The sequence below is a fragment of the Streptomyces sp. NPDC107538 genome (genome assembly GCF_055657445.1).
Genome location: NZ_JBVKAY010000006.1, coordinates 181724 through 204091 on the forward strand (window position 1 = coordinate 181724; position 22368 = coordinate 204091).

At 70.8% G+C, this 22368-nt stretch carries 21 protein-coding genes; 1 reads left to right on the plus strand and 20 read right to left on the minus strand.

Annotated features, from left to right (window positions below; translation table 11 throughout):
- Positions 1-99 precede the first annotated feature (99 nt).
- Positions 100-897 carry a tyrosine-protein phosphatase gene (locus ACZ7MG_RS22565; RefSeq protein WP_471390946.1) on the plus strand — a complete coding sequence of 266 codons (798 nt, stop codon included), beginning with the start codon at positions 100-102 and terminating at the stop codon, positions 895-897.
- 32 nt (positions 898-929) lie between these two features.
- Here ACZ7MG_RS22565 and ACZ7MG_RS22570 read toward each other — a convergent pair whose 3' ends face one another.
- The 20 genes from ACZ7MG_RS22570 to ACZ7MG_RS22665 form a co-directional block, all read right to left on the minus strand.
- A complete protein-coding gene (locus ACZ7MG_RS22570) occupies positions 930-1052 on the minus strand; it encodes a DUF6126 family protein (RefSeq protein ID WP_086753480.1) in 123 nt (40 codons plus the stop codon).
- Positions 1049-1747: a helix-turn-helix domain-containing protein gene (locus ACZ7MG_RS22575; RefSeq protein WP_471390943.1), complete on the minus strand. Its 699-nt coding sequence runs from the start codon at positions 1745-1747 to the stop codon at positions 1049-1051. Before ACZ7MG_RS22575 ends, ACZ7MG_RS22570 begins: the two co-directional genes overlap by 4 nt.
- Positions 1748-1846: 99 nt before the next feature.
- Positions 1847-3265 carry an aspartate aminotransferase family protein gene (locus ACZ7MG_RS22580; RefSeq protein ID WP_471390940.1) on the minus strand — a complete coding sequence of 473 codons (1419 nt, stop codon included), beginning with the start codon at positions 3263-3265 and terminating at the stop codon, positions 1847-1849.
- On the minus strand, positions 3266-5242 hold the full coding sequence (gene dxs / locus ACZ7MG_RS22585; protein WP_471390937.1) for a 1-deoxy-D-xylulose-5-phosphate synthase: 1977 nt from the start codon (positions 5240-5242) through the stop codon (positions 3266-3268). It lies immediately after the preceding gene.
- 40 nt (positions 5243-5282) lie between these two features.
- Positions 5283-6440 carry a flavodoxin-dependent (E)-4-hydroxy-3-methylbut-2-enyl-diphosphate synthase gene (gene ispG, locus ACZ7MG_RS22590; RefSeq protein ID WP_471390934.1) on the minus strand — a complete coding sequence of 386 codons (1158 nt, stop codon included), beginning with the start codon at positions 6438-6440 and terminating at the stop codon, positions 5283-5285.
- Between the two features lie 5 nt (positions 6441-6445).
- Positions 6446-7504, minus strand: coding sequence for an adenosyl-hopene transferase HpnH (gene hpnH / locus ACZ7MG_RS22595; protein ID WP_471390931.1), 1059 nt, complete (start codon positions 7502-7504; stop codon positions 6446-6448).
- Positions 7505-7509: 5 nt separating this feature from the next.
- Entirely contained in the window at positions 7510-8154 is a 645-nt protein-coding gene (locus ACZ7MG_RS22600) for a 5'-methylthioadenosine/S-adenosylhomocysteine nucleosidase family protein (RefSeq protein ID WP_471390928.1), read from the minus strand.
- Complete coding sequence (gene shc, locus ACZ7MG_RS22605) at positions 8154-10145, minus strand: squalene--hopene cyclase (RefSeq protein WP_471390927.1); 1992 nt, start codon at positions 10143-10145, stop codon at positions 8154-8156. Before shc ends, ACZ7MG_RS22600 begins: the two co-directional genes overlap by 1 nt.
- Positions 10146-10282: 137 nt before the next feature.
- Positions 10283-11335, minus strand: coding sequence for a polyprenyl synthetase family protein (locus tag ACZ7MG_RS22610; RefSeq protein ID WP_471391345.1), 1053 nt, complete (start codon positions 11333-11335; stop codon positions 10283-10285).
- 89 nt (positions 11336-11424) lie between these two features.
- The gene (hpnE, locus tag ACZ7MG_RS22615) at positions 11425-12852 is read right to left on the minus strand and encodes a hydroxysqualene dehydroxylase HpnE (protein ID WP_471390924.1); all 1428 of its coding nucleotides are present in this window, start codon (positions 12850-12852) and stop codon (positions 11425-11427) included.
- Positions 12849-12989, minus strand: coding sequence for a DUF6380 family protein (locus ACZ7MG_RS22620; protein ID WP_471390921.1), 141 nt, complete (start codon positions 12987-12989; stop codon positions 12849-12851). Before ACZ7MG_RS22620 ends, hpnE begins: the two co-directional genes overlap by 4 nt.
- On the minus strand, positions 12989-13939 hold the full coding sequence (hpnD, locus tag ACZ7MG_RS22625; protein WP_471390918.1) for a presqualene diphosphate synthase HpnD: 951 nt from the start codon (positions 13937-13939) through the stop codon (positions 12989-12991). Before hpnD ends, ACZ7MG_RS22620 begins: the two co-directional genes overlap by 1 nt.
- On the minus strand, positions 13936-14838 hold the full coding sequence (hpnC, locus tag ACZ7MG_RS22630) for a squalene synthase HpnC (protein ID WP_471390915.1): 903 nt from the start codon (positions 14836-14838) through the stop codon (positions 13936-13938). Before hpnC ends, hpnD begins: the two co-directional genes overlap by 4 nt.
- A gap of 431 nt (positions 14839-15269) precedes the next feature.
- On the minus strand, positions 15270-16037 hold the full coding sequence (locus tag ACZ7MG_RS22635; RefSeq protein WP_471390912.1) for an ABC transporter ATP-binding protein: 768 nt from the start codon (positions 16035-16037) through the stop codon (positions 15270-15272).
- On the minus strand, positions 16030-16959 hold the full coding sequence (locus ACZ7MG_RS22640) for an ABC transporter permease (RefSeq protein ID WP_471390909.1): 930 nt from the start codon (positions 16957-16959) through the stop codon (positions 16030-16032). The genes ACZ7MG_RS22635 and ACZ7MG_RS22640 overlap by 8 nt, the downstream gene beginning before the upstream one ends.
- A gap of 95 nt (positions 16960-17054) precedes the next feature.
- Entirely contained in the window at positions 17055-17927 is an 873-nt protein-coding gene (locus ACZ7MG_RS22645) for a glycosyltransferase family 2 protein (protein WP_471391342.1), read from the minus strand.
- 8 nt (positions 17928-17935) lie between these two features.
- Entirely contained in the window at positions 17936-18664 is a 729-nt protein-coding gene (locus ACZ7MG_RS22650) for a CDP-alcohol phosphatidyltransferase family protein (RefSeq protein WP_471390906.1), read from the minus strand.
- A gap of 28 nt (positions 18665-18692) precedes the next feature.
- Positions 18693-19757 carry an iron-containing alcohol dehydrogenase family protein gene (locus ACZ7MG_RS22655; protein ID WP_471390903.1) on the minus strand — a complete coding sequence of 355 codons (1065 nt, stop codon included), beginning with the start codon at positions 19755-19757 and terminating at the stop codon, positions 18693-18695.
- The gene (locus ACZ7MG_RS22660) at positions 19745-20497 is read right to left on the minus strand and encodes a phosphocholine cytidylyltransferase family protein (RefSeq protein ID WP_046913553.1); all 753 of its coding nucleotides are present in this window, start codon (positions 20495-20497) and stop codon (positions 19745-19747) included. The genes ACZ7MG_RS22655 and ACZ7MG_RS22660 overlap by 13 nt, the downstream gene beginning before the upstream one ends.
- Positions 20494-22311 (minus strand): DUF5941 domain-containing protein, encoded by a 1818-nt coding sequence (locus tag ACZ7MG_RS22665; protein ID WP_471391339.1) that lies wholly within the window; start codon positions 22309-22311, stop codon positions 20494-20496. Before ACZ7MG_RS22665 ends, ACZ7MG_RS22660 begins: the two co-directional genes overlap by 4 nt.
- Between the last annotated feature and the right edge of the window lie 57 nt (positions 22312-22368).

The window sequence follows — 22368 nt, forward strand, 5'->3', positions numbered from 1 at the left end:
TGGCGTACGCACCCATGTCGTATCGTCGAGTGCGCGCCTCGATGTCGAGTGCGTGCCCGTCTGCGCTCGGCGCCGGCGGCCGGATGGGAGGGAGCCCCCGTGACGCAGCAGATCCCGTCGACCGAGCCGGAGCTGACCGGAGTGCGCAATTTCCGGGACGTGGGCGGTCTGCCGACCGTGGACGGCCGCCGGGTGCGTCACGGAGTGCTGTTCCGCAGTGGCCACCTGGCGCACGCGACCGACGAGGACGCCGCGTTCCTGGACTCCCTGGGCCTGCACACGGTCTTCGACTTCCGCAACGCGGCCGACCAGAAGCTGGAGGGCCCGGACGTCGAGCTGCCCGGCGTGCTCAATGTGAACCTGCCGCTGAGCGACCCGGCGGACGGCGCCGAGTTCTGGAAGATGGTCCGCGACGGCGACCTGGACCAGCTGCGGGCGCTGTTGGACGACGGCAAGGGAGCCGGCCGGATGATCGCCTCCTACCGGCGGATCATCAAGGACCGCACGGCCGAGCACTCCCGGGTGCTGCACGCGCTGGCCGAGGACAGCGTGCCGGCGCTGATGCACTGTGCGGCGGGCAAGGACCGCGCGGGCCTCTCCGTCGCGATCACCCTCCTCGCCCTGGGCGTGGAGCGCGAGGCCATCATCGCCGACTATCTGGAGTCGAACGCCAAGCACCGCCGCTACAAGGTGCACCGCAGCAGCAGCGCCGCGAGCGCCTACTCCCCGGAGGTCATGGAGCTGCTCAGCCCCCTCTTCGACGCCCGCGCCGAGTACCTCCAGGCGGCCTTCGACACCATCGACGAGACCTGGGGCGATGTGGACACCTACCTGGAGCAGGGCCTGAAGCTCACCCCGGAAACCCGGGAGCGCCTGCGCGAGCGCCTCCTCGACTAGCCCGCGGCCGACGACCGACGACCGGCCCACCGCTACTGCTTGGCTCCCAGCTCGAACAGCAGATAGATGAAGGCCGCGAAGACATGGCCGACCGCGATGTAGATGATGAGCCGCACCCACAGGGCGCGGGGGAACTTCTCTTCCAGGTCGGTCATGGGGTCTCTCCGGGGGTGATCGGCCCGAGGCACAGCGCCGCGGTCGGGCTCTGCAGCAGGGTGTGGACGAACAGGAGATCGGCGCCGTCGTGGTCGGCGGCCGCGATGCGGTGCGGGGTCAGCGAGTCAAAGTGCGCGCTGTCCCCGGGCGCCAGCAGATGCGCGGCGTCCCCGAGGCGCAGCCGCAGCCGCCCCTTGAGGACGTAGAGCCACTCCTCACCGGGGTGCACCCGCACGATGTCGCCCTGCGAACCGTGCGGCACATGGACGCGCAGCGCCTGCATCCCGCGCCCGGACGCGCCCGCCTGCCAGTACGTCCAGCCACCGGCCCGCGTGGGTTCCATGTCGGGCGCGCGCAGCACGGCGTCCCGCTCGGCGACGGTCTCACCGAGCAGCTCCGAGACGGTCGTACCGTAGACGCGGGCCAGCGCGAGCAGCATCGGCAGCGAGGGCTGCCGCTGCCCGGTCTCCAGCCGGGAGAGATGGGCGGGCGACAGCGAGGCGGCGCGGGCCGCGGCCTCCAGGGTGAGGGAGGCCCGCTGGCGCAGGGCCCGCAGTTGCGGGGCGACGGCGGGCAGCGCCGCCTGATCCGCCGAAGGCTCGGCGGACTGGGAGGACTGAGAGGTCGGGGAGGGCTGAGAGGACTGGGAGGGTTCGGCGGGCTCGGGAGGGTGCGTACCCTCGGAGGGGCTCATGCCCTCCATTCAGCCGCAGCTTTGCCTCTGCGGCAAATTCCTTGCCTCAGAGGCAAAACCGCCCGTGCCCCCGCCCAGCCGTGGGCCCGGTGGGCCCCTCTACCGGTTGGCCACCGCCTGCTTCACCAGCGTCTTCCCGAAGTCCCACATCAGCCCGCCCCCGCTGTGCGCGTCGTCCATCACCTCCGTGAAGGCCGTCACGAAGCGGTCCACCTCCCGCTCCCCGACGACCAGCGGCGGAATCAGCTTGATCACCTCCAGATGGTCGCCGGAGACCTGGGTGAGGATGCGGTGCCGTTGCAGCAGCGGGACGACGACCATCTGCGCGAAGAGCCCCTTGCGGGCCGCCTGGAGCATCGCCCAACGGCCGCGCAGTTTCAGCGACGTGGGGCGGCCGAACTCGATGCCGATCATCAGCCCCCGGCCGCGCACGTCACTGAGCAGCTCGTACTTGTCGATCAGCGCCGTGAGCCGGCTCTTCAGCAGCTCCCCCGTGGCCCGCGCCCCCGCCACGATCCGCTCGTTCTCCATCACCGACAGGACGGCGAGCCCGGCTGCCATGGCCTGGGCGTTGGAGCCGAAGCTCGCCGAGTGGACGAGGACGCGGTCCATGGACGAGTAGACCTTCTTGAAGATCCACTCCTTGCCGAGGGTCGCGCCGACCGGGACATAGCCGCCGGAGAGCGCCTTCGCCACACACACCAGGTCGGGTTCGACGCCGTCCTCGTGCTGGTAGGCGTAGAAGTCCCCGGTCCGCCCGAGCCCGGTCTGCACCTCGTCGACGATCAGCAGCGCCTTGTGTCGGTGCAGCAGCTCCTGGGCGGCGCGCAGATAGCCGGGCGGCGCCTCGTGCACCCCCTTGCCCTGGATGGGCTCGACGACCAGTGCGGCGACATCTCCCTTCTTCAACTCCCTCGCCAGGGCGTCGAGATCACCGAGCGGTACGGCCGTGTCGGGCAGCAGCGGGGCGAAGCCGTCCCGGAAGCCGTCCTCGCCGTTCACCGAGAGCGAGCCGGTGGTGAGCCCGTGGAAGGCGTGGTCGCAGTAGAGGACGCGGGGTCTGCCGGTGGCGTACCGGGCGAACTTCAGCGCGGTCTCGACGGCCTCGGTGCCGCTGTTGCCGAAGAACACCCGGTCCAGGTGCGGACTGTGGGCGAGCAGCTTCTCGGCGAGCAGTCCGGGCAGCGGCTGGCAGTCGAAGCGGGTCAGGTCGGCGAGCTGCGCGTCGAGGACGTCGTGCAGTGCCTTGCGGACCACGGGGTGGTGGCGGCCGAGCCCCATCACCCCGAACCCGGCGAGCATGTCCAGGTAGTCGTTGCCGTCCGCGTCCCAGAAGTACGCGCCCTCGGCCCGCTCGTACACCTTGTCGAAGCCGATGGTGTGCAGCATGCGCGGGAGTTGGTGGTTGAGGTGCCGGGCGTGGAGTTCGTAGCGCTCGGCGCCGCGCTCGGCGAGGAGTCTGCCGAGGTCGAACTCCCCGGTCCCCCCGGTGCCGACGGCGGGTTCCACGGTGGTCATCTACGGTTTCTCCTCGGCGGGCTCGGCCTCTGACAGATCCCCCTTCAGATCCCTCTTCAGATCCCCCTTCGGGTCCCCCGTCGCGAAGTCGTCCCGGGCGGCCAGCGAGGCGCTGATCCGCCCGGCGATCTCGACCGGCGTCAGACCTATGTCCGCCAGCACCTCCCCACGCTTGGCGTGCGCGAGGAACTGCTCCGGGATCCCGAACCGCCGTACGGGCACGTCGACCTCGGCGTCCCCCAGGGCGAGGGCGACGGCCGAACCGACCCCGGCCGCACGGCTGTTGTCCTCCACGACGGCCACCAGCCGGTGGTCGGCGGCGAGCCACGGCAGCGCCGGGTCGACCGGCTTGACCCAGCGCGGGTCGACGACGGTGCAGCCGATGCCCCGGCTCTCCAGCAGCTCGGCGGCCTGGAGGCACACCGACGCCATCACCCCGACGGCGACCAGCAGCACCGCCGGGCCGCCCGAGGCCCCCGCGGCCGGGGAACGGTGCAGGACGTCCATACCGCCCACCCGGTCCACGGCCGGGATCTCGGGTCCGACCGACTCCTTCGGGAACCGGATCAGCGTCGGCGCGTCGTCCACGGCGACCGCCTCCCGCAGCTGCGTCCGCAACTGCTCGGCGTCGCGCGGCGCGGCGATCCGCAGCCCCGGCACGACCTGGAGGACGGACAGGTCCCACATGCCGTTGTGCGAGGCACCGTCGACGCCGGTCACCCCGGCCCGGTCCAGGACGAAGGTGACCCCGCACCGGTGCAGCGCCACATCCATCAGCAGCTGGTCGAAGGCCCGGTTGAGGAAGGTCGCGTAGACCGCCACGACCGGATGCAGCCCACCCGTGGCGAGCCCCGCCGCAGAGACGGCCGCGTGCTGCTCGGCGATACCGACGTCCCACACCCGGTCGGGGAACTTCTCCGCGAACCTGCCGAGCCCCACCGGGTGCAGCATGGCCGCCGTGATCGCCACGACGTCCTCGCGCTCGTCGCCGATGCGTACGATCTCGTCGCCGAAGACCGACGTCCAGGACGGGCCACCGGACGGGGTGAGCGGCTCGCAGGTCAGCGGGTCCATCACACCGACGGTGTGGAAGTGGTCCTCCTCGTTGGCGAGCGCCGGCTCGTACCCCCGGCCTTTCTGCGTCAGGCAGTGCACCAGGACGGGCCCGTGGAAGCGCTTGGCGCGGCGCAGCGCGGACTCGACGGCCTTGGTGTCGTGTCCGTCGATCGGGCCGACGTACTTCAGGCCCAGGTCTTCGAACATGCCCTGGGGTGCGAAGGCGTCCTTGAAGCCCTTCTTCGCCCCGTGCAGCGCCTCGTAGACCTCCTTGCCGACGATCGGGGTGCGCAGCAGGACGTCCTTGCCCCAGGCGAGGAACTGCTCGTAGCCGTCGGTGGTGCGCAGGGTCGCGAGGTGGTTGGCGAGGCCGCCTATGGTGGGTGAGTAGGAGCGTTCGTTGTCGTTGACGACGATGATGAGCGGCCGGTCCTTGGCGGCCGCGATGTTGTTGAGGGCCTCCCAGGCCATGCCGCCGGTCAGGGCGCCGTCGCCGATGACCGCGACGACATGGCCCTTCTCCCCCCGCACCTGGCGGGCCTTGGCGAGGCCGTCCGCCCAGCCGAGGGCGGTGGAGGCGTGACTGTTCTCGACGATGTCGTGCTCGGACTCCTCGCGCGAGGGGTAGCCGGACAGGCCGCCCTTGCCACGCAGCTTGGAGAAGTCCTGACGCCCGGTCAGCAGCTTGTGCACATAGCTCTGGTGCCCGGTGTCCCAGACGATGCGGTCGACGGGTGACTCGAAGACCCGGTGCAGGGCGACGGTGAGTTCCACCACCCCCAGGTTGGGCCCCAGGTGACCACCGGTCCTGGCGACCGCGTGCACCAGGAACTCCCGGATTTCTTCGGCCAGTTCACCGAGTTCCGCCTCGGTCAGCGCCTTCAGGTCGCGCGGTTGCCGGATGCTCTCCAGAATCGTCACGTCGGGCCCCCTCTCGATCCGTGCTTCTCAGCCCGTGTTGTCAGCTCACGGTGACCGCCGGCTCCCCCGACGCGACGCCGTCCTTCTCCATCCGCTCGGCGATCTTCATCGCCTCGTCGATGAGGGTCTCCACGATCTTCGACTCGGGCACGGTCCTGATGACCTCGCCCTTCACGAAGATCTGCCCCTTGCCGTTGCCGGAGGCGACCCCCAGGTCCGCCTCCCGCGCCTCCCCGGGCCCGTTGACGACGCAGCCCATGACCGCGACCCGCAACGGCACCTCCATGCCTTCGAGTCCGGCGCTGACCTCGTCCGCGAGCCGGTACACATCGACCTGCGCCCGCCCGCACGAGGGGCACGAGACGATCTCCAGGCGTCGCTGCCGCAGGTTCAGCGACTCGAGGATCTGGATGCCGACCTTGATCTCCTCGACCGGCGGGGCGCTCAACGAGACCCGGATGGTGTCGCCGATCCCCTCGCCGAGCAGCGCCCCGAAGGCCACGGCGGACTTGATCGTGCCCTGGAACGCCGGACCGGCCTCCGTCACACCCAGATGCAACGGGTAGTCGCACTGGGCGGCCAGCTGCCGGTACGCCTCGATCATCACGACCGGGTCGTTGTGCTTGACCGAGATCTTGATGTCCCGGAAGTCGTGCTCCTCGAACAGCGAGGACTCCCACAGCGCGGACTCCACCAGCGCCTCGGGCGTCGCCTTCCCGTACTTCTGGAGCAGCCGCCGGTCGAGCGAGCCGGCGTTGACCCCGATCCGGATCGGGGTCCCATGGTCCTTCGCCGCCCGTGCGATCTCCTTGACCTTGTCGTCGAACTGCTTGATGTTGCCGGGGTTCACCCGCACCGCCGCGCAGCCGGCCTCGATCGCCGCGAACACGTACTTCGGCTGGAAGTGGATGTCCGCGATCACGGGGATCTGTGACTTGCGGGCGATGGTGGCCAGCGCGTCCGCGTCGTCCTGCGTGGGGCAGGCGACCCGGACGATCTGACAGCCGGAGGCGGTGAGTTCGGCGATCTGCTGCAGGGTGGCGCCGACGTCCGAGGTACGGGTCGTCGTCATCGACTGCACCGACACCGGGGCCCCGCCCCCCACGGCCACCGCGCCGACCTGGATACGCCGCGAGAGGCGGCGCTCCGCGATCGGTCGGGCGGGCAGCTCGGGGACGCCCAGCGACACGGCGGTCATTCACATCACCCCTGGTTCCCGTGGTTCGCCTGGCTGCCGTGGTTCGCCTGGTTCCCGGAGACGGTCTCGCGCAGGGCGCGCAGGGACTCCTTCAACGATCCCATGGTGGCGAGCACGGCCGTCGGCTCATAGCCGCAGTGCGCCATGCAATTGGCACAACGCGGGTCCTTGCCCCGGCCGTAGGCGTTCCAGTCAGTGTCCTCGATCAGTTCGCGGTACGTGGTGACGTACCCGTCGCTCATCAGGTAGCAGGGCCGCTGCCAGCCGAAGAGCGAGTAGTTGGGGATCGCCCACGCCGTGCACGGGAAGTCGACCTTGCCTTCGAGGAAGTCGAGGAAGAGGGGCGAGTGGTTGAGGCGCCAGCGCCGCCGGTTGCCGCCGGAGAAGGCCTTCTTGAACAGTTCGCGGGTCTGCTCGACGCCGAGGAAGTGCTCTTGGTCGGGTGCCTTCTCGTAGGCGTAGGCGGGCGAGATCATCATCTCGTCGACCTGGAGGTCGTCATTGAGGAAGTTGAGGACCTCGATGATGGTCTGCGGGGTGTCGGTGTTGAAGAAGGTCGAGTTGGTGGTGACTCGGAAGCCGCGCTTCTTGGCCTCCTTGATGGCGGCCACGGCCTCGTCGAACACCCCCTCCTTCGCCACCGACTCGTCGTGCCGCTCCCGCAGCCCGTCGATGTGCACGGCGAACGCGAAGTACGGCGAGGGCTTGAACTTCTCCATCTTCTTGCGCATGAGCAGGGCGTTGGTGCACAGGAAGACGTACTTCCGCCTGGCCACCAACTGCCGCACGATCTCGTCGATCTGAGGGTGCATCAGGGGTTCACCGCCGGCGATGGACACCATCGGCGCACCGGACTCCAGGACGGCGCCCACGGCCTGCGCCACCGGCATGCGCTGTTTGAGCACGCCGGCCGGGTGCTGGATCTTGCCGCAGCCCTCGCACTTCAGATTGCAGGCGTAGAGCGGTTCCAGCTCGACGATCAGCGGGAACTTGTCCCGCTTGCGGAGCTTCTGTTCGGCGAGATAGGTCGCCACCTTGATGGACTGGCGGAGCGGCATGGCCATCTGGCTCACCTCCTGGGGAGCAGCAAGGAACGGTGCCATTCGTAGTAAGCGGGAAGGACGGCACGAAGGACGCGGAAGGCTGATATTCCACCGCGTACCGTGCCGATCCGGACCAGTTCATGTTCAGGAGCGTCCACGACCACCCGGACGGCCGCAACAGGGCGTGCGCCGGATCTCACGGCGCAGTGGAGCGTGACGGCGGACTCCATGTCGACCGCGATCGCGCCGGTCGCGAACAGATCGGACCGTTCCTGGCCACGGACGACGTGGTCGGATCCGGTGAGCGGGCCGGTGTGGACCGTGCGCCCGGGCAGCACGCGCTCCAGCTCTTTGACCAGACGTCTGGTGGATGCACAAGGCGTCACGGCACCCCCCGGCCCCCGCGTCTCCTCGGCGACCACCACGTCACCGGGGTGCATCCCGGGGGCGAGTCCGGCGCAGAACCCGGTGGCCAGGACAGCCGCGTCCCGCAGTTCCGGGTCGGCCAGCAGCCGGGTGACGGACCGTTCGGCGGCCCGCGGCCCCATACCGGTGCGCAGGACGGTGACCGGGCCCCCGGCGCCGCCCCGGTCACCGCTGCGCAGGGCCAGCTGCTCGATGCCGAGCGCGCAGGCGATCAGCAGCGGGGCCGGGGCGGCGGGCGGGTTCATCAGCGTCCCCGTGCCGTCAGCACGGGCGGCTCGCCGTGGACGTACCGGCCGAGAGCGGTGAGCGGGAAGACCTGCCGGTAAAGGTGGTAGTTGATCGAGAAGTCCCAGGGGAAGCCGGTGCCGGTGAAGTACGGCTCGTCCCAGGAGCCGTCCTCCCGCTGGGTCCGGGCCAGCCACTCGACACCGCGTTCGGTGGCCTTGGCGTCCCGCTCGCCCGCCGCCAGCAGCGCGAGCAGCGCCCACGCGGTCTGGGAAGCGGTGGAGGCGCCCTTGCCGCCCCATTCGGCGGGGTCGGGGTAGGAGCGCAGATCCTCGCCCCAGCCGCCGTCGTCGTTCTGTACGGTCTCCAGCCAGGCCACGGCCCGGCGGATCGCGGGATGGGCGGCGGGCAGCCCGGCGGTCACCAGCGCGGGCACCACCGAGCCGGTGCCGTAGACGTAGTTGACGCCCCAGCGGCCGAACCACGCGCCGTTCGGCTCCTGTTCGGCGAGCAGCCACTCGATGCCGCGCCGGGTGCGCGGATCGTGGGACAGGCCCTCGACGGCGAGCATCTCCACCACGTGCGCGGTGACATCGGCGGACGGCGGGTCGATGACCTCGCCGAAGTCGCAGAACGGCAGCCGATTGGGGAACGGGCTGGTGTTGTCGACGTCGAAGGCGGCCCACGCCCCGTTCCTCGACTGCATGCCCACGGTCCACCGCACCCCGCGCCGTACGGCTCTCTCCACCCGCTGCGGGTCGGGGTGTTCGACGCGGCGCAGCGCGAGGACGACCTCGGCGGTGTCGTCGATGTCGGGGTAGTTGTCGTTGTGGAACTCGAACGCCCAGCCACCGGGCGGTAGTTGGGGCCGCTTCACCGACCAGTCGCCGGGGCGCACGATCTCCTCGCCGAGCATCCAGTCGGCGGCCTTGACGAGTTGGGGATGACCGGCGGGCACTCCCGCGTCGGCGAGCGCGATGACGGCGAGGCAGGTGTCCCACACCGGGGACTGGCAGGCCTCGATCATCCGGGCCCCGTCCTCGCGCCACACGGCGAACCGGTCCAGGGACTCCAACCCGGCCCGCATCACCGGGTGCTGGAGGTCGTAGCCGAGCAGATGCAGCGCGATGATCGAGTACACGGCGGGAGGCTGGATGCCGCCCCAGCAGCCGTCGTTCTCCTGCCGCTCGACGATCCAGCGCGCCGCGCTGTTCATGGCGGCTTTGCGCAGCCGCTTCAGCGCCACCTTGTGGTAGCCGTGCAGCAGCTTGTCGAGCCGTTGGAAGGCACCCTCCCAACTGCCCAGTGGATCAAGGGGTCTGGGCGGGTTGGGCCGCCCGGGGTCGGTGTGCAGCTCGTCCAGCGGGAACGGCGCGGGCCGCACCGGACGCTTCGCGGAGACGACGGTCAGCGGCACGATCGTCTGGCGGGCCCAGCAGCCGAAGTCGTAGATGTTCAGCGGCATCCACCGGGGGAACCAGACGATCTCCGGTGGCATCTCCGGCAGGTCGTCCCACTTCCACCAGCCGAACAGCGCCAGCCAGATCCGGGTGAAGACCCGGGCGGCGGCGATCCCGCCGCGCTCCCGGATCCACGCCGACGCCCGCGCCATGTGCGGCTCTTCGGGTCCGTCCCCGGCCAGCCGCAGCGCGACATACGCCTCGACGGTGGCGGAGAGGTCGGGCGGGCCGCCGTAGAAGGTGGCCCAGGTGCCGTCCGGGCGCTGCTCGCCCCTGATGAACAGGGCGGCGGCCCGGGTGGTCTTCTCGTCGCGGATGCCCAGGAACTGACGGAGCAGCAGGTCCTCGGCGTCCATGGTGACGTTGGTCTCCAGGTCGCCCTTCCACCAGCCCTGGGCGTCCTGCCGGGAGAGGAGGAAGTCGGTGGCACGCCGCACGGCGTCCGCGGCGGCGCCCCGGACGCCCGCCGGCGGGGTGTCGTGGTCGGTGTCGCTGGCCGAGGGGGCGCGGGGCGGCAGGGCCCCGGTGCTTCCGTCGGTCGTCGCTGTCATGGCTTCCCCTTCGTGCAGTGGACGGATCTCTCTGCGGTGGGTCAGCCGTCGGCCGGTGCGTGTCCGGTGACGAGCACCGGCCGGCGACTACGCGAGGGCTATTCGACCGATGACGGTCGACTCCTGGGGGATGGCGGTCATCTCTTGCGTACGACGACGAAGTCGGCGAGCGCCGCGAACTCCTCGCGCACCCGCTCGGGCATCCGGATCGAGTCCAGTGCCTCGATGGCGATGGTGTGCTGGCGGCGGGCCTCCTCGGCGGTCCACTCCCGGCCGCCGGCCCGCTCGATGAGGGCGGCACGGGCGGCGAACTCCTCCTCGGAGAAGTTCTCGAAGTCGTTGCTCTTGGCGTCGGCGGCGAGCAGCTCACCGAGTTCCTCGGAGGCGGCACCGCCCGCCGCGAGCGCGGCCACGACCGGCAGGGACTTCTTGCGCTGCCGCAGATCGCTCCAGGTCTGCTTGCCGGTGGAGACCGGGTCGCCCCAGATGCCCAGCAGGTCGTCGACGGCCTGGAAAGCGAGGCCCAGGTGGTAGCCGTACTTCTCCAGGGTGTCGGCGGTGTGGTCGTCCGCGCCGCCGAGGACGGCGCCGATGGAGCAGGCGCAGGCGAGCAGGGCGCCGGTCTTGTTGCCCTCCATCTCCAGGCACTCCTCGACGGCGACCCGCTCGCGGTGCTCGTAGGAGATGTCCTGGGCCTGGCCGTCGATGAGCGCGCGGGTGGCCGTGGTGACGCGGCGGGTGGCGCGGGCCGCCTCGGCGGTGCCCAGTTCGAGGAGGACCTCGTTGGCGAGGACCATCAGGGCGTCGCCGACGAGGATGGCCTGGGCGGGGCCGTGGACCTTCCAGACGGTGTCGCGGTGGCGGCGCTGTTCGTCGCCGTCCATCAGGTCGTCGTGCAGCAGCGAGAAGTTGTGCACCAGCTCCACGGCGACGGCGCCGGGGATGCCGACCTCGGGTGCGGCGCCGGTGACCTCGGCGGACATGACGGCGAGCGCGGGACGGACGGCCTTGCCGCCGTCGCCGTCCGCGGGCTTGCCATGGGCGTCGATCCAGCCGAAGTGGTAGGCGGCGACGGTGTCCATGGGGGGCGCCAGCCGCTCGACGGCCGCCCGCAGCACGGGCGTGGCCAGGGTCCGCCCGCGCTCCAGGAGCGCGGTGACGTCCACCGCGGTCCTCGCAGCGGCCGTCACGGCCGGGGGCACAGTGGGCACAGTCTCTCCAGATGTCGATGTGTTCGTGGTACCGAGAGTGCGGGACCCGTTCCGGTGCGCTTCGAGCGTCACGCCGCCTCCTCAAAGCCGAAGAGGTGTTCGCGGGGGCGGCCCAGCGCGGCGAGGGCGGCGTCCGCCGCGCCGATGCCGCTGCGGACCGCACTCTCCATGGTCGCGGGCCACCCGGTGGCGGTCCACGCTCCGGCCAGGTACAGGCCGGATGCCTTGGTGCGGGCGCCGGGCCTGAGCCGTCCGACGCCGGGGGTGGGAGCGAACGTGGCGGTGCGCTCCCGGGTCACGAAGAAGTCCTTCACCTCGGCGCCGCGCGTGCCGGGCAGCAGCCGTTCCAGCTCGGGCAGATACCGCGTCCGCAGCTCGGCGACGGGCGTGTCGATCTCGTCCTGCGCGGCGGACTGCGACAGCGCCAGATACTGGCCCGCGCGCAGCCCGGACGCCTCGGTCCGGTCGAAGACCCACTGCACCGGGGAGCCGAGCGCCGCGAAGAACGGCTTGCTCAGCACCTTCCGGTCGTACACCACATGGACGTTGAGGATCGGCGCGGTGCCGATCTCCAGCAGGCGTCCGGGCTCGTCGAGCGCGCCCTCGGGCAGCAGGTCGTGGGTCTCGCGCTGCGGTACGGCGAGGACGACCGCGTCGGCGTCCAGGCTCTCACCGGGCACCTCGACCCGCCAACTCCCGTTCTCCTTACGGGCGATGGAGGTGACCCGGGTACGGAGTTCGGTGCGGACGCCCGCCGAGTCGAGCGCCTTGCGGGCGAGCCGGTCGTGCAGGTCGCCCAGCGGGACATGGGCCCAGCCGATGTCGGCGGCGCCCGGGTCGGACAGCAGACCCGTCTTGAACACCATCGCGGCGAGCCCGAGCGAGGCGTCGCCGGCCACCGCGTTGAGGGTGGCGACCCCGACGAGGTCCCACAGTGCCTCGATCGCCCGCGCCGACTGACCGTGCGCGGCGAGCCAGCCGCCGAAGTCCCGTTCGTCCAGCGCGGGATCGGCGAGGTCGAGCGCCTTGAGGGCCAGTGCGGCCCGGCCGACCTTGGCGCGTTCGGCGAGCGAGAGATGGGTGTAGGTGGCGAGGCTGCGCCCCAGGTGCAGGGGGACGGGCAGCGCGTCGCGCCGGAGTCTGCCGAGCCGTCGTCCGGTAGGGCCGTCGGCGTCGAGAACCGGCACGTCGAGACGATCCTGCAGCGGCGCGAGCGCGGCCCCGTCGACACGGTCGAGGAACCAGCGGTAGGCGGTGCAGCACCGCATATAGACGTGCTGTCCGTTGTCGACGGTCAGGTCGCCGCGCTGGAAGGAGAAGGCGAGTCCGCCGAGCCGGGGCCGGCCTTCGACGAGGGTGACGTCCACGCCCGCGTCGGCGAGCGAGAGCGCGGCGGTGATGCCGGCCAGTCCCCCGCCGACCACCACGGCCGTGCTCCGGGGCCGGCCCGTACGGTCCGTGTCGAGCAGTCCCTCGGACTGTGCGCCGTCGGTCATCGTGCACCCTCCCCTGCCGGTCCGCCGGGGTACCGGATCGGCTCGCGGCAGACCGTCGAAGTCAGGGACGCCCGCCGGGCGCGGAGGGTTGCGTACCACTTTTCCCCGATGGATTCACCTTGGACCGGATTGTCCATCAGACGCGCCTCCTGACGGTACGGCGCGACACATGGCGGGCGTCCAGACCGGACAGTCCGCGTACGGCGACGTAGGCCTTCTCGCGGCCGGGCAGCGAGACCCGGCCGCGCAGCACGGCCTCCGGCTCGCGCTCGATACGGTCGAGGAGGCGCCGGTAGATGCCGGCCATGGCGGCGACACAGGCGCCGCTGCGGCGGTCGAGCATGGGCAGCAGACCATAGCCCTCGGCGAAGAGGGCGCGGGCCCGGCGCACTTCGAAGTGCACCAGACCCGCGAAGTCGGAGTCGGCGGGTGGGAGCGGTCCGGCGAACCCCGCGGAGCAGCCGAACTTGGCGAGGTCGTCGGCGGGCAGATAGGTACGCCCGCCCTCCGCGTCCTCCCGAACGTCCCTGAGGATGTTGGTCAGTTGGAGCGCGAGCCCGAGGGTGTCGGCGTACTCCGGCGCGCGCTCCGCGCCGCGCGCCCCCGGTTCCGTGCCGAAGACGCCGAGCGAGAGCCGGCCGATGGCACCGGCGACACAGCGGCAGTAGACCTTGAGGTCGTCCCAGGTCTCGTAGTGCTCGCCGCGTACGTCCATGAGGACGCCGTCGATGAGTTCGTCGAGGGCGTCGAGCGGGATCGGGAAGACCGTCGCGGCATGGGCGAGGGCGACGGCGACGGGGTCGGTGTCGTCCTCGTCGACGGAGCGGTCCCGGACCCGGGTGAGCAGTGCTCTGGTCTCCTCCAGCCGGGCCGCCTTGACGCCGACCGCGAGCGCGCCGTCCCCGATGTCGTCGACGCGCCGGGAGAGGGCGTACAGCGCGGACATGGCGCGGCGCTTGGGCGTCGGCAGCAGCCTGATGCCGTAGGCGAAGTTACGGGCCTGCTGTCCGGTGACGGCCTCGCAGTAGCTGTAGGCGGCGAGTACCGGCGCGGACGTGTGTGGTTCCGACTCCACGGTCCGGATCACCCCTCTCCTCGCAGGGTCGCGCCCACCTCGCGCAGCAGCCGGAGCTTGCCGGGCTTGGGCGGGCCGGGAAGTACGTCGAATGCGGCGGCGGTGATCGCGTGGACGGCCGCCCGGCCGCCCGCCACGAACCCCGCGAGGAGCAGCCGGAGCCTGCCGTGGACGCTGCTCACGAGCGGGGTGCCGTCGTCCAGGAGATTCCGGGCGCGGTCCGCCTCGTACGCGATCAGCGCCCGCACCGAGGCACCCGCGGTGGGGGCGGCGAGATCGGCCTCCTGGACGTGGAAGCGCTTCATGTCGGCGGCGGGCAGATAAATCCGGTCGCGGCGCAGGTCCTCGGCGACGTCCTGGAGGTGTTCGACGATCTGCAGCGCGGTGCAGATCGCGTCGGAGTGCCGGATCCGCTCGGGGGTGGTGGTGCCGGTGACGGCGAGGACCAGGTGACCGACCGGGTTGGCGGACAGCGCGCAGTAGGCGAGCAGGTCGTCGTAGGTCTCGTACCGCTTGACCAGCTGGTCCTGGCGGTTGGCGGCGATCAGGGCGAGGAACGGCCCGGGGGTGAGGGAGTGGGCGCGGACGGTGCGCTGGAGGCGGCGCAGCAGCGGGTGGTCCGGGGTGCCGTCGAAGACCCTGCCGAGGTCGGCCTCGAAGGCGTCGAGGAGGAGGAGCCGGTCGTCGGCGTCCTGCGGGGAGACGCCCAGGAGGCGGGCGTCGGCGCCGCCGGGGGCGAGGTCGCCGTCGCCGATGTCGTCGACGAGGCGGGCGAATCCGTAGACCGCGAGGAGATCGTCGCGCCAGGCCCTGGGCAGGAAGAACGGGGCGACGGGAAAGTTCTCGGCCCCGGCCTTGTCGAGGGTGTCGCGCTCCGGGTCCCCGGTGCGCGCCGTCCCGGCTTCGGTCACCGCTCGTCACCCGGCGCGGGAACGGCAGAAGCGTGCTTGAGCAGGGGAGTCTCCGTAGCCATGGCCGTCACATCTCCCGTTCTACACTGCCGACCCAATACGCACTATTTCGGACACGCCGCCCAGTGGGCGGCGTCTGCGGCTGATGCCGGGTGTCGCGCATTATGGACCCACTTGCCGCGATTCGGCACCGGTACAGCTTACGTTGTACAACGCACCATGCTCCGTAGGGGTGTCCTGCACATCACAAGAACGCACCGATTGCCCCCAAGATTCCTATGGGCGGCCGGAGTTGACGCATCCTTGCCGAAGTTGGCGTTTCCTTTGCGGACGCCGCCCCCCGGCCCCCGTACACGCACCGGGATCCCGGTATCCCTTGCAGACGCCGAGCCCCGCCGGATCAGTTCCGACGGGGCCCGGGTCGCTCGGGACTACTTCCCCGTGAACTTCTCGTATTCCTTGAGGACCTCGTCCGTCGGGCCGTCCATGCGCAGTTCGCCGCGTTCGAGCCACAGGACGCGGTCGCAGGTGTCGCGGATGGACTTGTTGTTGTGGCTGACCAGGAAGACCGTACCGGCCTCCTTGCGCAGCTCGCGGATGCGGGCCTCGGAGCGCTTCTGGAAGGAGCGGTCCCCGGTGGCGAGGGCCTCGTCGATCATCAGCACGTCGTGGTCCTTGGCCGCCGCGATGGAGAACCGCAGGCGGGCCGCCATACCGGAGGAGTAGGTGCGCATCGGCAGGGTGATGAAGTCGCCCTTCTCGTTGATGCCGGAGAAGTCGACGATCCCCTGGTAGCGCTCCCTGATCTGCTCGCGGGACATGCCCATCGCGAGACCGCCCAATATGACGTTCCGCTCGCCCGTGAGGTCGTTCATCAGGGCCGCGTTGACACCGAGCAGCGAGGGCTGGCCGTCGGTGAAGACCTTGCCCTTCTCCGCCGGGAGCAGCCCGGCGATGGCGCGCAGCAGGGTCGACTTGCCGGAGCCGTTGGAGCCGATCAGACCGATGGCCTCGCCGCGGTAGGCGGTGAAGGAGACGCCCTTGACGGCGTGCACCTTGCGCACCCCGCGCTCCTCGCCGCGCTTGAGGATGCGGCTGAGGGCGGCGGTGGCGCTGCCCTTGCCGGTCTTGGCGCCGTTGACGCGGTAGACGATGTGCAGTTCGTCCGCGATGACGGTGGGGATGAGTGACTCAGCCACGGCCGTACCTCTCCTCCGCCTTCCAGAAGTACACGAAGCCGCCGAGCGCGATCAGCGCGGCCCAGCCGCCGGCGACCGCCCACACGTGCGGGGGCAGGTTCTCCGAGCCGTAGCCGTCGATCAGCGCGAAGCGCATCAGGTCCATGTAGATCGCGGCCGGGTTCCACTGGAGGATGTCGGCGATCCACTTGGGGTGGTCCTCCAGCATCACCGGGATGGAGAACATGACGCCGGAGGCGTACATCCAGGTCCGCATCACGAACGGCATCAGCTGCGCGAGGTCCGGGGTCTTGGACCCCATCCGGGCCATGATCAGCGCGAGGCCGGTGTTGAAGAGGAACTGCAGCACCAGCACGGGGACGATCAGCAGCCAGGACAGCTTCGGGTAGCTGCCGAAGCCGACCGCCACGCAGAACAGCACGATCATCGAGAACAGCAGCTGCTGGAGCTGCTGGAGCGCGAAGGAGATCGGCAGCGAGGCGCGGGGGAAGTGCAGGGCGCGCACCAGGCCGAGGTTGCCGGAGATCGCGCGGACGCCCGCCATCACCGAGCTCTGGGTGAAGGTGAACACGAACACACCCGTGACCAGGAACGGGATGTACACCTCGCGGGGCATGCCGCGGTCGGCGCCCAGGATCAGACCGAAGATCAGGAAGTACACGAGCGCGTTGAGCAGCGGGGTGGCCACCTGCCACAGCTGGCCGAGCTTGGCCTGGCTGTACTGCGCGGTGAGCTTCGCCTGGGAGAAGGCGAGGATGAAGTGCCGCCGCCCCCACATCTGGCGGACGTACTCGGCGAGTCCGGGCCGGGCGCCGCTCACGGCGAGCCCGTACTTGGCGGCCAGTTCCGTCGCGGAGAGCCCGTCGTCGGGCGACGGACGGTCGCTCACCACAACCCTGCCGTCATGCGTTGTCTCACTCACAAATGGAAACTTTCGTCCTCAAAGTGCGCAGCCTGGTCGGGCCGAGGCGGAAACCTGGACCGGGTACGGCCGAATGCTCTCAGATTTCGAGCTTGTCAGATGACGGGAGGCCGTCCCAGTCGGGTCAGCCGCCACACCGTACGCCACTTCATGGGCCGGCGGGGGCCGCAGGAGCTGGTCCAGCCCTCCTTGAAGCCGCCGAACCAGGCTCTGAGGGCCGGGCCCGAGGGCTTGCGGAGCAGGGTCAGCAGCAGCCAGACGCCCAGGTAGACCGGGACCAGCGGGGTCGGCAGATTGCGGCGCGCGAGCCAGACGCGGTTGCGGGCGACCATGCGGTGGTAGACCGCGTGCCGGGACGGCGCGGTCGTCGGGTGGTACAGCACCATGTCGGACCGGTAGTCGATCATCCAGCCCGCGTCGAGGGCCCGCCAGGCCAGGTCGGTCTCCTCGTGCGCGTAGAAGAACTCGTCCGGGAGGCCGCCGACTTCGGCGAAGACCTGGGTGCGTACGGCGTTGGCACCGCCGAGGAACGTGGTGACCCGGGAGGAGCGCATCGGGTCGGCGGCCCGCAGCCGGGGCACATGGCGCCGCTGGGTCTCCCCGGTCTCCGGGTCGGCGATCCGGAAGCTGACGATGCCGAGCTTCGGGTCGGCGTCGAAGGCCCGGCGGCAGAGTTCGGCGGTGTCGTGGTGCGCGAGCAGGCCGTCGTCGTCGAGGAAGAGCAGGACGTCGACGTCCCGGCCGCTGGGTCCGAACGCCTCGATGCCTATGTTGCGGCCGCCGGGGATGCCCAGGTTCTCGGGCAGCTCGACCGTCCGTACGCCCTCGGGGACGTCCGGGACGGGCGAGCCGTTGCCGACGACGACCGCCTCGACCCGGTCGCCCTCCTGCTTGGCGACCGAGTCGAGGAGGGCGCGGAGTTCGTCCGGGCGGTTGCCCATGGTGATGATCACCGCGCCGACCTTCATGCCGCCGCTCACTTCAGCCTGCTGGAGGCGAGGATGGACACCAGGTGCAGCAGTGTCTGGAGCAGCGCGATTCCGGCGAGTACGGCGACGCCGAGCCGGGAGAAGAAGAGGTCGCCCCGGGCCTGGTCCACGATCGCGAGGACCAGGATCAGCAGGGAGGCCTCGACACCGAGGATCAGCCGGTGGAACTTCAGGGCGGCGGCGGCCTTGCGGGCCAGGGCCATGCCGGAGGTGCGCGGCTCGGCGGCCGACTCCTGGACCGGCGGCTTGCCCTGCTGGTGCCGGGCGACGCCGACGAGGTCCGTCTCGGCCTTGATCAGGATGGCGCCGAGGGCGGCGAGGGTGCCGAGGAAGGCCCACAGCCAGTCGATCCGGCCGGTGCCCCACAGGTCGGCGGCGCGCAGCCCGAAGCCGACGAGCACGGCGGCGTCGCACAGGTAGGCGCCGACCCGGTCCACGTAGATACCGGCCATCGAGTACTGCTTGCGCCAGCGGGCGATCTCGCCGTCGACGCAGTCGAACAGCAGATACAGCTGGACCATCAGCACACCGAGGACGGCGCCCCAGATGCCCGGCACCAGCAGGGCCGGGGCGGCGAGGACGCCGAACACGGTCATCAGGTAGGTCAGCTGGTTGGGCGTGACCCGGGTGTTCACCAGGTGCCGGTCTATCCGCAGCGAGATCTCGCGCATGTAGAGCCGGCCGGCCCAGTGCTCACCGCTCCGCCGGTCCTTCACACCCGGGGGGTGAACGACCGGACGGAGTTCAGCTACTGATGGCTTTGGCATAGTCGGCGTAGGCGTCCTTGATCTGGTCGGTGCTCAGTTCGAGGTGTTCCAGGATGGTGTAGCGGCCCGGCCGGGTCTGCGGGGCGAACTCCACGACCTGGACGAACTCGTCCACGGTGAAGCCGATCTCGTCCGGCAGGACGGGCAGACCGTGGTGGCGCAGCACCTCGACCATCTGGCCCGCGACCTCGTGGTGGCCGCGCAGGAACGTGGCGAACGCGCCGCCGAGACCGCACTGTTCGCCGTGCAGGGCGTTGCGCTTGGGGAAGCTGAGGTCGAACGCGTGGCTGATCTCGTGGCAGGCGCCCGAGGCGGGACGGCTGTCGCCGGCCACGGACATGGAGATCCCGCACAGTACGAGGGACTCGGAGAGCGTGGTCAGGAAGTCGTCGTCGCCGACTCCGCCGGGGTGGCGCAGCACGGCCTCGGCGGCCTGGCGGGCCATGGCGGCGGCCAGTCCGTCGACCTTCTCGCCGGTCTCGCGGCTGGACAGCTCCCAGTCGGCGACGGCGGAGATCTTGCAGATCACATCGCCGATACCGGCCCGCACGAAGCGCACCGGGGCCTCACGGATGACGTCCAGGTCGATGACGATGCCGATCGGGTTCGGCACACCGTAGGAGCCGCGGCCCGCGTCGTTGTCGAGGGTGGCGACCGGTGAGCACAGACCGTCGTTGGCGAGGTTCGTGGCCACGGCGACCAGCGGCAGGCCGACCCGGGCCGCCGCGTACTTGGCGCAGTCGATGACCTTGCCGCCGCCGAGCCCGACCACGGCGTCGTAGTGACCGCCCTTCTTGATCGAGTCGGCGAGCCGGACCGCACCGTCGATGGTGCCGTCGGCGTCGCAGAACCAGTCCGCCTCCGGCAGCGCCGGGGCGAACCGGTCGCGCAGCGCCGCGCCGGAGCGCGAGCTGATCGCGAAGGCCAGCCGGCCCGACGGCGCGATGCGCTGGTCCGACAGGATCGTCGCCAGATCATCGAGCGCGCCGGGACGGATGTCCACGACGACCGGCGAGGGGATGAGCCTCGTCAGTACTGGCACGCGATCTCACGTCCCTTGGCGAGGTCGTCGTGGTTGTCGATCTCGACCCACTTGACGTCACCGATCGGCGCGACGTCGATACGGAAGCCGCGGTTCACCAGCTCCTGGTAGCCGTGCTCGTAGAACTGCTGCGGGTCCGTCTCGAAGACCGTCTTCAGGGCGTCGGCCAGCTCGTCGGCGGCCTCGCCCTCGATGAGGGTGACGCCGATGTACTCACCGGTCGCCTCGGCCGGGTCCATCAGCTTAGTGATCTTCGTCATGCCACCCTCGGGGCCGACGACGACCTTCATCTCCTCGTCGGCGAGGGACTTCACCGTGTCGAGGGCGAGGATGATCTTCTTGCCGTCACCGCGGGCGGCGAGCAGCGTCTTCTCGACGGAGACCGGGTGCACGGTGTCGCCGTTGGCGAGGATCACCGAGTGCTTGATGGCGTCACGGCCGCACCACAGGGAGTAGGCGTTGTTCCACTCCTCGGCCTTGTCGTTGTCGATGAGGGTGATCTTGACGCCGTACTTCTGCTCCAGCGCCTCGCGGCGCTCGTAGACGGCCTCCTTGCGGTACCCGACGATGATCGCGACCTCGGTCAGGCCGATCTCGGCGAAGTTGCCGAGGGTGAGGTCGAGAACGGTGAGGCTGTCCTCGTTGCCCTCGGGACCGACCGGCACGAGTGCCTTGGGAAGGGTGTCGGTGTAGGGGCGAAGACGCCGTCCGGCGCCGGCCGCCAGCACGAGGCCGATCATGCGGGTTCTCCTTCATCGTGTACGGCGGGTGCGCCGGTCTTGTGAGCGGTCACCCAGAAGCGGATGCTCTCGAGAAGCACCAGCAGGGCCACGGCCACGGCGAGAGCCGTGAGCGCGACTGTGAACTCTGTGGGCGCGAGCAGCGCGGCGAGGACGGTGACCAGCAGGGTCCTGCCGTCGTGACCACCGATCGCCCGCACCAGCCACCGCGGTGGCGCGCCGGCGTCGCCGCGGATGCGGTACACCGTGTCGTAGTGATGGTAGGCGACGGCCGCCACCAGCCCGAAAGCCGCAGGAAGGGCTCCGTTCACCTCGGCTTTGGCCGCGAGGAGCAGAACGGTGCCGTATTCGGCGGCGCGGAAGAGCGGGGGGACCAGCCAGTCGAGGGCGCCCTTGAGGGGGCGCTCGACGGCTTCCGCCGACAGCAGGACGTACAGCCCGGCCGCGAGGACGGCCTGCCAGGACGCGCCCCAGACCCAGGCGGCCGTGACCACGGCCACGGCTCCGAAGGCCGCGCCGAGGAGTGCCGTGTTGCGCGGCGGGCCCGGCAGGAACCGCGCCAGCGCCTCGGCGAGCGGGCCGGTGTCCGCGAGGTCCGCCAGCGCCCGGGCGGCCCGGTCGGTCCGCCGCGCCTTGCGCGTCAGCGAGCGCAGGACACGGCCCGCCGTGGTGTAGGTCGCGGCGAAGGCGCAGCCGACGAGCAGCGCGTAGAAGGTGATGCGGGGCGTGGTGACGGCCGTGAGGACGGCGATCATGGCCCAGCGCTCGCCGATCGGCAGGACGATCATGCGGCGCAGCCACACCGTCCAGCCGACGCTGTCGAGTTTGCCGGAGAGGGCGGCGGTGGGGCTGGTGTTGGCTGTGGCGTCGTGGTTCGCCTCGTTGAAGGAGAAGTCGACGACGTGGCGGCAGGTCTGCAGGACCATCGCGCCGAGGGCGAGCGCCCAGACGTCGTCGCCGCCCCGGGCCGCGCCGAGGGCGAGGCCCGCGTAGTAGGCGTACTCCTTGGCCCGGTCGAAGGTGGCGTCGAGCCAGGCGCCGAGCGTCGAGTACTGCAGCGAGTAGCGGGCCAGCTGCCCGTCGGCGCAGTCGAGGACGAAGGAGAGGAGCAGCAGCGCGCCGGCGGCGACGAAGCCGCCGCGGGTGCCGGTGGCCGCGCAGCCGGCCGCGATCAGCGCGGTGATCAGCGAGGCCGTGGTGACCTGGTTCGGGGTCAGGCCCCGGCGGGCGCACCAGCGGGCGACGTAGCGGGAGTACGGGCTGATGAAGTGGGTGGTGAAGAAGCCGTCGCGGGACTTCACCGCCGTACGCAGCCGTACGGCCTCGTCGTCGACGGCGGCGACCGCCTGGCGGGCCTCGTTGCGGGCCTGCGGGTCGGCGGGGACGGCGGCGACCAGGGTGCCGAGTTCGGGCCGGTACAGGGGGACGCCGTCGGTGTCGAGGGCGGCGACGACCCGGTCGGCGACGCTGTCGAGCTTGTCGGAGAGGGCGACGGCCGTGCCGCCGCTCGCCGCGGAGTTCTCGCGGGCCAGGGCCCGGGTGAGCGCCTGGCGGGCGGCGGGCCGCGCCGTCACCGCGCCCGGGAGGGCGGCGGCATCGAAGCGGGGGTCGGTGAGTCCCAGGCGCAATGCGTGCACATGGCCCACGAAGCGGGCGTCGACGATCGCGACCCGCTGGCCGGCGGGGACCGTCGCCAGGAGCGTCCGGGCGTCACCGGCGTCGGAGGCGACCCGCACGTCGAAGCCGAGCGACCGCAGATCGCCCTCCAGCGACGACCCGGGCACCGGCTGACCGGTGAGGATGGCGGTCGACAGACGAACTCACTCCCTGGGTGCCGACGCGACCGCGCCGGACATGTGAACGTGGTGGAG